Origin of the sequence: Muricoccus vinaceus (assembly GCF_042433125.1) — a bacterium.
Lineage (GTDB): Bacteria > Pseudomonadota > Alphaproteobacteria > Acetobacterales > Acetobacteraceae > Roseomonas > Roseomonas vinacea.
The window spans coordinates 1-8,476 of the sequence record NZ_JBHLVZ010000031.1; the positions used below are offsets into that span (position 1 = coordinate 1).

6 protein-coding genes and 3 pseudogenes are annotated in these 8,476 nt (G+C 67.3%); 5 read left to right on the plus strand and 4 right to left on the minus strand.

What is annotated here, in order from left to right:
• The 4 genes and pseudogenes from ACFFIC_RS12540 to ACFFIC_RS12555 form a co-directional block, all read right to left on the minus strand.
• Positions 1-228, minus strand: a pseudogene (locus tag ACFFIC_RS12540) (hypothetical protein); the annotation flags it as partial.
• 167 nt (positions 229-395) lie between these two features.
• Positions 396-518: pseudogene (locus ACFFIC_RS12545) on the minus strand (IS5/IS1182 family transposase); the annotation flags it as partial.
• A gap of 9 nt (positions 519-527) precedes the next feature.
• A pseudogene (locus ACFFIC_RS12550) lies at positions 528-773 on the minus strand (IS110 family transposase); the annotation flags it as partial.
• A 33-nt stretch (positions 774-806) separates the two neighbouring features.
• A complete protein-coding gene (locus ACFFIC_RS12555) occupies positions 807-944 on the minus strand; it encodes a hypothetical protein (protein ID WP_377050764.1) in 138 nt (45 codons plus the stop codon).
• A gap of 297 nt (positions 945-1,241) precedes the next feature.
• On the opposite strand from ACFFIC_RS12555, the gene ACFFIC_RS12560 reads away from it, so the two are divergent.
• The 5 genes from ACFFIC_RS12560 to ACFFIC_RS12580 form a co-directional block, all read left to right on the plus strand.
• Positions 1,242-1,403, plus strand: a complete 162-nt coding sequence (locus tag ACFFIC_RS12560; protein ID WP_377050766.1) for a transposase — start codon at positions 1,242-1,244, stop codon at positions 1,401-1,403.
• Positions 1,404-1,755: 352 nt separating this feature from the next.
• Positions 1,756-3,579 carry a class I SAM-dependent methyltransferase gene (locus tag ACFFIC_RS12565; RefSeq protein WP_377050768.1) on the plus strand — a complete coding sequence of 608 codons (1,824 nt, stop codon included), beginning with the start codon at positions 1,756-1,758 and terminating at the stop codon, positions 3,577-3,579.
• On the plus strand, positions 3,579-4,667 hold the full coding sequence (locus tag ACFFIC_RS12570) for a rhamnan synthesis F family protein (RefSeq protein ID WP_377050774.1): 1,089 nt from the start codon (positions 3,579-3,581) through the stop codon (positions 4,665-4,667). Before ACFFIC_RS12565 ends, ACFFIC_RS12570 begins: the two co-directional genes overlap by 1 nt.
• 20 nt (positions 4,668-4,687) lie before the next feature.
• Entirely contained in the window at positions 4,688-5,836 is a 1,149-nt protein-coding gene (locus tag ACFFIC_RS12575) for a rhamnan synthesis F family protein (protein WP_377050770.1), read from the plus strand.
• A 613-nt stretch (positions 5,837-6,449) separates the two neighbouring features.
• Positions 6,450-8,476, plus strand: a 2,027-nt coding sequence (locus ACFFIC_RS12580) for a DUF4347 domain-containing protein (protein WP_377050772.1), incomplete at its 3' end; no start/stop codon positions are given.

Below are 8,476 nucleotides of genomic sequence, written 5' to 3' on the forward strand. Positions count from 1 at the left end.
ATAGCTAACGAGATAGAATTCGGTGTCGAACTCTCGGCTTGGACGGCGCCCTTCCTTCCACCCGGTCTCCATGAAGTGGGTAAACGGATCTATGCGCGCCTCTCGAACATCCGGGTAGCTTTCGAGGTAAAACTCGGCATCAAATTGCGCGCGGACCGTGGCGTCGGCTACTACAGCGGAGACTGCTTCATCGGTAAGTAGAGGAGGAGCCTTGCCGATTTGCGGCATTCCGCAATCACTACGCAGGTGATCTGAGCGTTCCACATTGATCATAAGATATGCGCACCGATATGAATTCAACCGACCCGGATGTGATAAGCAGATACCGCCCTTAGTGCACTCTGTCAATTACTTGTGAGTTTTGGCAATTTGCAGGACCAGATCAGGGTGTGTCCTCAGACGGGCCAGAAATAGGCCGCGGCGAGGTTGATGGAGTCGAGGAAGTTGCGTGGGAGCTTGTCGTCGCGAGTGGCAATGGCGCGGAACTGCTTGAGCTTTGCGAAGAAGTTCTCGATCAGCTGCCGTGCCTTTACCGCTGTATCGCGGCCGCCCTTGAGGTGACGGATCATTTCCACTTCGCTCGTGCCGGACTTGGGCAGGGTTGTTGCTTGCCCGCTGAGCACAGCACGAGCGGCAGCCTCGGCGTCGAGGTGGTCCGTCTTGGCATACTGACGACGCTGCCCTCGGCCGGCTCGGCTGACCCCGTGGACGGCATGGCCTGCTTGGTGGAGAAAGCGCGCCAGACCGGCCCCATAAGAGCCGGTGCCCTCGATGCCGAAGTCGCGGACGGGCCAGAGCGATCAGGCTCAGGCGTCGAGTTTGCGACAACCGTCGGACCCAACCCGTATCGTCAACTCTCCGAGCCGCGTGATGGCCACCGCGGCGTGGGTGTGCTTGTGGGTGTCGAAGCCGACGATGATGTTGGTGAACCTGGCTTCGCTCATGTCACCTGCTCTCCCTGGACGCACTGTCCCGGTGATCGGCCAGTGGATAAGACTGTGACGGGATGGACGGCCTCAGGCTCCTATGAGGTCACTCCACTTGAGGTTCAGACCTGCCAAACGACGCTAACAACCTGGCAGTCGACTTGTCAGCCTACGAGCGACCAAGCTGAGTGACCAGCAGCGGGCCAGCGCCGTCGCGGCGCGTCAGGACGGTAAGCGCGGCGACGAGGCCCATCTTTCGGCGCGGGCGGTGATTGTGCTGGGTCGGCCTGGGGCGGGGAGCTTCGGGCAGACGTTATGGTTGACGTTCATGACGACGCGAAGGGTGGCGGGTATCGCCGGCTCGAGATTTTGACGGGGCCTGGCCGTCGGCGGAAGTGGTCGGACGATGACAAGGCGCGGATCGTCGCTGAGACGCTGGAGTCCGGTGCGGTCGTGGCCGAGGTGGCGCGGCGCTGACAAGTCTGTTCACAGCAGGTGTTCGCGTGGCGGCGGGAGATGCGTGCCGGTGTGATAGCGTGGTTGAGCTTTGTGCCGATCGTGGCAGGGGGGGGCGGCGCCGACACTTGAGCCGATCGATGCGCCGCCCCCTATGGCGCCCGTAATCGAGGTGAGGCTTGCCGGTGCCGTGCTACGCGTTGAGTCCGGCACCGACCGCGATCTGCTGACGACGGAAGCCCTACACTCCGGACCACGCCGGATTTTCCACCACCTCCGCGGATGCTACCTCTCGACGCGCGCGCTGAAGGATGCGACGGAGGATAACGAACGCGCGACCCGCTGCTCAAGGTCAGGTCCTTTGCCCAACCCCATGCCCGCCTCTGAATACACCCTGCGGCCCACCGGCACCGCTGAGGCGCTGGAATGGTTGGAGGCAGCGCAGATGGGCGGCACCGCAGCGTCCTGCCCGAACTGCGGCGACGTGGGGGCCAAGGGAGCAACTCTGCGCGCGCCCTGGCCCGGCAGGACGGGGCAGAACGGCCGCGCGGCGCTGCTGCGTTGCGGCGCTTGCGGCTGCGGCTTCTTCCATCCCGCCGAAGCGGCCGACTACGGCGCCGAGCCGCCCGGGGGGGGCGGCGCTATGGCCTTCTACCTCCAGCAGGGCGCCGGGCTCTGGGGGATCACCGCCAACCTCGAGGCCCTCGGCCGCCCGCCTGGCTCGCGACTGCTGGAGGTCGGCTGCGGCTTCGGCTTCGGGCTCGACTTCGCCCGCCGCGCCCTCGGCTGGGAGGTGATGGGGCTGGATCCCGGCCCCTTCGCCGCCGCCGGACGGGCGCAGCTCGGTCTGCCGATCGAGTCCCGCTACCTTGTGCCCGGGGACAGGGCCTTCGCCGGCCGCTTCGACGTGCTGACCGCTTCCGAGGTGCTGGAGCATGTGCCCTCCCCTCCCGATTTCGCCCGCACGCTGCACGGCGCCCTGCGGGAGGGCGGCAGCCTCGTCCTCACCACCCCCGACTTCGGGGCGGTGGCGCCGGACACGCCGCCGGGCCTGCTCGTGCCGCTGCTGTCGATCGGCTACCACCTTGTGCTGCAGAGCGAGGGGAGCCTCGCCGCCCTTCTCCGCGGCGCCGGCTTCGAGGAGGTCGAGGTCCGGCGCGCCGGGGGCTCCTCGCTGGTCGCCCGCGCCCGGCGCGGCGGGGCAGCGACCCCGGCGCCCCTCCCGGCGGCGTCGCCGGAGGCAGACGACGCCGGCCGACCCCACTACCGGCGGTACCTGCGGGACGCGGCGGAGGCGGCAGAGGCCGGCGGCGATCTGCAGCTAGGCCTTCTCGCTCGCGCCTACAGGGAGGCCGTGAACGCCGCCGACCTGCCCGAGGCCGACGCGCTGTGGGACCACTTCGGGGCGGCCTGCGAGCGGCGCTTCGGCGCCCGCCCGGCGGAGGACGGGGAGGCCGTCCCTGCTCCCGCCTCGGCCGAGACGCTGGACGCCCTGGCCGCGCGCGAGCCGCTCTGCCTCGGCCCGGTGCTGCTGCACCGCGCCCTGCACCGCCTTCTCGCCGGCGCGTCGCGCGAGGCGACGGAGAAGCTGTTTCGGCACGCCGCGGACGCCGTCGGCCGCCTGCGCGCTGCGCTCCGGGCGATTGGCACCGACGACGGCGACGCCGAGGACGCGGCCTGGGTGGCCTCGGCCGAGGCGTTGCTCTGCGCGGCCGAGCGCGGGGCAGACGGCGTGCCCGCCCTCATCGCCGCCCTTGGCTCTGCGCCGGGCGACGCCGCGGCGCGGCGCGAAGGCCGCCCCCTGCGCACCGACGCCTTCCGGCGCCGCCTGTTCGTGTCCCTCGTCAACGCCGGGCGGCTGGAGGATTCTGACACCCTGGCGGATGCGGTTGAGACGGTCGGGCGGGGCGGCGGGATCCTCGGGGACGGCGAGCTGGACGCGTTGTTCTGCGCTGCGGCGCGCGAGTTGCAGCGGCCGGCCGAGACCTCCGAAGCCGCCGCGGAGCGGGCGCTGGGGCTGCTGCGCCGCCTCGGCGATGCGGCGGCGGCGGCACGCGCTGCGGGGCGGGGGGGCTCGGCCGAGACGCTGCCGGGCCCGGCGCGGGAAGCCGAGCTGCTGGCGCTCGAGGTGCTCGGCCGCTGGGACGAGGCCGAGGCGCTGCGCGCCGCCCAGCGGCCGGGCGGGACGGCGCCGTGATGCTGCGGGGACTGCCGCGCCGGCTCTGGCAGCGCGTCCGCGGCCCCCTGGCCAGGGCCAGGGGCTGGGCGGCCTTCGCGCTGTCGCACCTGGAGACCGGAAGCACCGTGCTGTTCGACGAACCCGGGCTGGCTGGGCCGCCGGGCCCGCACGTCGCGGTGTTCTGCCACTTCGACGGCGCGGGTCGGATCCGCGAGCACACCCGCGCCTACGTCGAGGCGCTGCGCGCCGAGCGGCTGGGCGTGGTCTTCGTCACCAACGCCGGCCACCTGGAGCCAGAGGACCTGGAATGGGTGCGCGCGCGGGCGTCGCGCGTCGTGATCCGCCGCAATCTCGGCTACGACTTCGCGGCCTGGCGGGACGCCATCGCCGCCGCCGCCTTGCCCGCCCCCGACACCCGGATGCTGCTGATCGCCAACGACAGCGTCTACGGCCCACTGCGCCCAATCAGGCCGGCGTTAGAACGGATGGACTTTGCGGCGGCTGATGTCTGGAGCGTCACTGACAGCTGGCAGCACCGCTTCCACCTGCAGTCCTTCTTCGTGGCCTTCGGGCCGCGCGCCCTGGCACACCCGGCTTTCCCGCGCTTCTGGAGCAGCGTCGGCAACGTGCGCTCCAAGTGGTGGGTGGTGACGCGCTTCGAGATCGGCCTGACGCGTGCCATGCTGGGAGCCGGGCTGCGCTGCCGGGCGCTGTGGCCCTACACAACCTTAATCGAGCGACTGCGCGAGGAGACGTCGCGCGAGGAGCGATGGGAAGTCGAGGACGGCACCGCGGTGCGAGCCGTGCGCCGCGAGGCGGGGTGCGACGCCGCGCCGCGAGACCCCTTCGCCGAGATACGCCGCCACGCGGCGGGGCGCGTGCTCGGCCTCGCGCTTGGGCGGGTGCCGATGAACCCAACGGCCGACCTGTGGCAGGTGCTGCTGGAGCAGGGCTGCCCCTTCCTTAAGCGCGAGCTGCTGCGCGATAACCCGGGGCTGGTGCCCGGCGTTGCCGCCTGGTCAGCGACCGTGGGCGCGATCGACGCGCGCGGGCGCGACGTTATCCTGCGCGACCTGGAGCGCTGCCTGAAGGACCGCTCCCCCTGACGACCCCCGCCGGGTCTGTCTTGGACGACGGGACCAGCCGGGGGGTACCCTCCGCTGCCGTTCTGCCGGAGCCGGACGGCGCCGCGCCGGAGCCGACCGAGCTCGTCCTGCTGCCCTGGGGCTCCCGGCGCCTAGTGCACGCGCTGGCCTACCAGGCCCCTCTACGCTTCGCCGGCCGCGTGCTGGAGGTCGGCACCGAGGTGGCGATGGCGCGGGTGGCCGACATGCTCGCGGCGCGCCGCCTCGTGCGCTCGCAGGTGCTCGGCAACGAGCCGGGGCTGGCGCCGCCCGCGAGCGGCGGGCGGCGCGTGGCGCTCTACCTGCACTACGCGGCGTCGGGGCGAATCTCGCCGATGGTGCGGGCCCAGCTCGCGGCCTACCGGGCGCAGGGCTTCGACGTCGTGCTCGCCAGCAACGCCGAGCGCGTGGACGAGGCAGGCTGGCGCGCCGCCTCCGAGCACTGTTGGCAGATGCTGCGACGGCGCAATCTCGGCTTCGATTTTGGTGCTTGGCGGGATTCCGCGGCGCTGTTGCTGCTGGGCGCCTGCCCGCCCGAGGAGCTGCTGCTCGTCAACGACAGCGTCATGGGCCCTATCCGGCCGCTCGGGACCCTGCTGGAAAGGGCGCGCGCCTTCGGGCTCGGCGCGGTCGGCATGACCGAAAGCCGTCAGGGCGGCGTGCACATCCAGAGCTACTTCCTCCTCGTGCGCGGCGCCGCGGCCACAGCCGACACGCTGCAGTTCCTGTCTCAGCTACGCCTGAGCACGGCGAAGTGGCTCATCGTGCAGCGGGGGGAGTTCGGCCTCACGCGGTTCCTGCTCCAGCGCGGCCACCGTGTCGCGGCCCTGTTCGGCTACGCCCGGTCGCTGGAGGCAGTCCTCGCGGACTGGGAGGAGCGGCGCTACCTCGCGGAGTTGATGCCGCAGTTCGCGCGCGGCGCCGCCTCGGCCTGCACCATGCAACAGATGATGCTCCGCTGGCCGCTGAATCCCACTATCCATCTTTGGAGAGGACTGCCCCGCTGCATGAGCTTTCCATTCCTCAAGGTGGAGCTGCTGCGCCGCAATCCGGGTCGCCTGCCAGGCGTGGCGGACTGGCCCCTGCTGACGGGGGGCGATAGTTCCGAAATGACCGAGATGCTGCGCGAACACCTGAGCGCACTTGATTGACCATTGCTTCCTTCAATTCAGCGTATGGCGTTGTTGCTCGGATGGATTTTGTTGCACGGAGCGGCGGCTTGGAGATGCAAGCCTGGGCAGTTACGCGCCAGGTCTGTGTTCCCGCAGCTTGGATGCCAACATGTCGCTCAAAACGAACTCTGACTGCCGGGACCGCATCCCGAAGCAGCAGCACAAAATGACGAACTGGTCGGACTACGACGCTGCCCTACGGCAGCGCTGAAGCTTGACCGTCTGGTTCACGGAGGCAGCGATCTCGGCTTGGCGAGCGGAGCCACGTAGCACACCGGGCAGACAACCCCTCTACTCCGCCCTCGATCATCCTGCACAGTTCGAGGCGGGCCACCCCCGCCTCTGACGGACATCTTGTCTAGCGCTGTCAAAGAACACCGAGTGGGCCCAAATTTCAGACTGACGTGGCTCGGCTCGAATTGTTCTGAATTCGCACCAAGCAGACTGAGGCGTTGCGATCAAGCGAGCCACATGGGTCTCCTTACATTTCCTTCCAACTTAGCGCGTGGTGGAGCGAAACATCGTCGACTACACCTCCAGTTGTATCGCGCAGAAGTGAAAAATCTTCTGGGCACAACCAGTGGTGAGATGAATGTCCTATTCGGTTCTCGTCGAGAGAAGCAACGCCGCCGCCTGCTCTACCGCACGTGGCTTCGGAGTGGCATCCAGGCTTTCTCCGGAGGTCGCCTTCATCGACGTGGCCGTCGAGAACTGGGAATTCATCGCGGCAGACTTCGCCCGGGTTCGCCCAGGCATCGAGATCCTTCCAGTTGGTGGTGCCGCCGATGGCTTCGCCGAAATGGTGCATTGGGCGTCCCAGCAGGCTGGTTACGCTGCCATTCACATTGTTGGGCATGGAAGCCAAGGAGCCCTGACCCTGGGTTCGGCCACCCTGACCCTTGCCGATCTTCAAAGTGCTGAGACCCGCTCGGCCTGGTCCGAAATCGGCCAGGCTCTTCAGCCTGGAGGCGACATTCTCATTTATGGCTGCCGCACCGCACAGGGTGGCGCTGGGTTTAAATTCTTATCCGAGTTGGGCGAAGTCACCGGCGCGAACGTGGCGGGTTCCACAACTTTGACAGGCGCAGCGGAGCTGGGCGGTGACTGGGTGCTTGCTGGCCGGAGCGGTGTTGTTAGGACCGATCCTGTTGAGAGTGTCAGCTTTCCGGGCGTCCTCACAGCGCCGACCATTAGCGCGGGTGCGCCTGTAACGTATGTTGAGGGAGATGCGGCTCAGCACATCGCAAAGGACGTCACTGTTACGGGCGGCAACGGCTATGCCGGCGGATCGGTCCGGTTCGGTATTAGCAACCCGGATGCTGGTGATGTTCTAAAGCTGGCTAGTGCGACCGACGGCACCGCAGCTGGTGCCATCTCGTTGGTGGGGAGTGCGGTTTATCTCGGTGACGGCGTAAGCCGCAGTGTTGTTGGTACGGTCGATGCTGTCGAGAATGGCCAGAATGGACAAGCTCTGAAGGTCAACTTCACGGCCTTTCCGACCCCGGCCTTCACCAATTCGAGCTTTGAAGGTGGCAACATCACTGGCTGGACTGTAGGCCAGGACCGCGTGATTCTGGGTCAGACCGTCATTAACGGCCGCGTTAGCCCGGACGATGTTACGGATCCGCCTAGTTCCGGTGATGATGCCGGTGCTATCAATAATATGACTTATAGCCACGAAGTCTCAACGACCGAAGCCACCGCAGGGACTTCCTCGCTGCGGTTGTACAATTCGGGGCAAACTTCCGCCGGCTTCGATGTCGTTCACGGGCCTTATGCGCACTCCAACACCTTCAACGCAGCCGCGGGGCAGGTACTGAAGTTCGACTGGAAGGCTGCCGCCGGCGGCGACGCGTACGACGCGTTTGGCTACCTCATGAACGCCGATACCGGGCAATCGGTAACCGTCCTTGATGAGACCGGTGCCAATGACTCCGGCGTGAAGCCCTGGACCACAGAGAGCGTCGTAGTTCCAACATCGGGGAACTGGTTCTTTGTCTTCGTTGCTGGGACTTATGATTTCACTGGCGGTCGGGCGGTCGGGGGATCTCTGTACGTCGACAACTTCCAAGTCGTGACCTCAAGCGTGATTGATGCGGTGGTCGAGGCCATTGCTGATCAGGTCACCTATGAGAGCACCTCGGATTCGCCTGTGCCGCCCCGCCAGCTCATCGTCGATGTGGCCGACGGTACGGGTGACCAAAAGAGTGCCACAAGCTCGCTCAACGTCACTAACGTCAACGATGCTCCCAGCGCCGTGCGACTTGATGGTGGTCTCACCGATACGGTGAACCAGTCTGCAGGTGTCAATGCCTTGGTCGGTACGTTGTCCGCGACCGACCCTGACAGCGCGACCCTGACTTACAGCCTAGCGACCGGTCCTGGCGACACGGACAACGCCCTCTTTGCTATCAACGGCACATCACTGTCCGCGGTGAACTCCGCGACCATGAGCGCTGGCAGCTACAGCGTGCTGGTCAACGCAGATGATGGCAACGGCGGCACAACTCAGCAAGCACTCACGATTGTAGTCGTGGATAACGTTCGACCTGTCGCGCCCGGCATCACCTCGCCGGCGCTGACCGGGGACAACACGCCCGTGCTCGCCGGCACGGCCGA

Excerpts from the sequence above, each read along its gene's own strand:
- ACFFIC_RS12555 (WP_377050764.1), bottom strand. The coding sequence starts at position 944 with ATGAGCGAAGCCAGGTTCACCAACATCATCGTCGGCTTCGACACCCAC.
- ACFFIC_RS12560 (WP_377050766.1), top strand. The coding sequence starts at position 1,242 with ATGGTTGACGTTCATGACGACGCGAAGGGTGGCGGGTATCGCCGGCTC.
- ACFFIC_RS12565 (WP_377050768.1), top strand. The coding sequence starts at position 1,756 with ATGCCCGCCTCTGAATACACCCTGCGGCCCACCGGCACCGCTGAGGCG.
- ACFFIC_RS12570 (WP_377050774.1), top strand. The coding sequence starts at position 3,579 with ATGCTGCGGGGACTGCCGCGCCGGCTCTGGCAGCGCGTCCGCGGCCCC.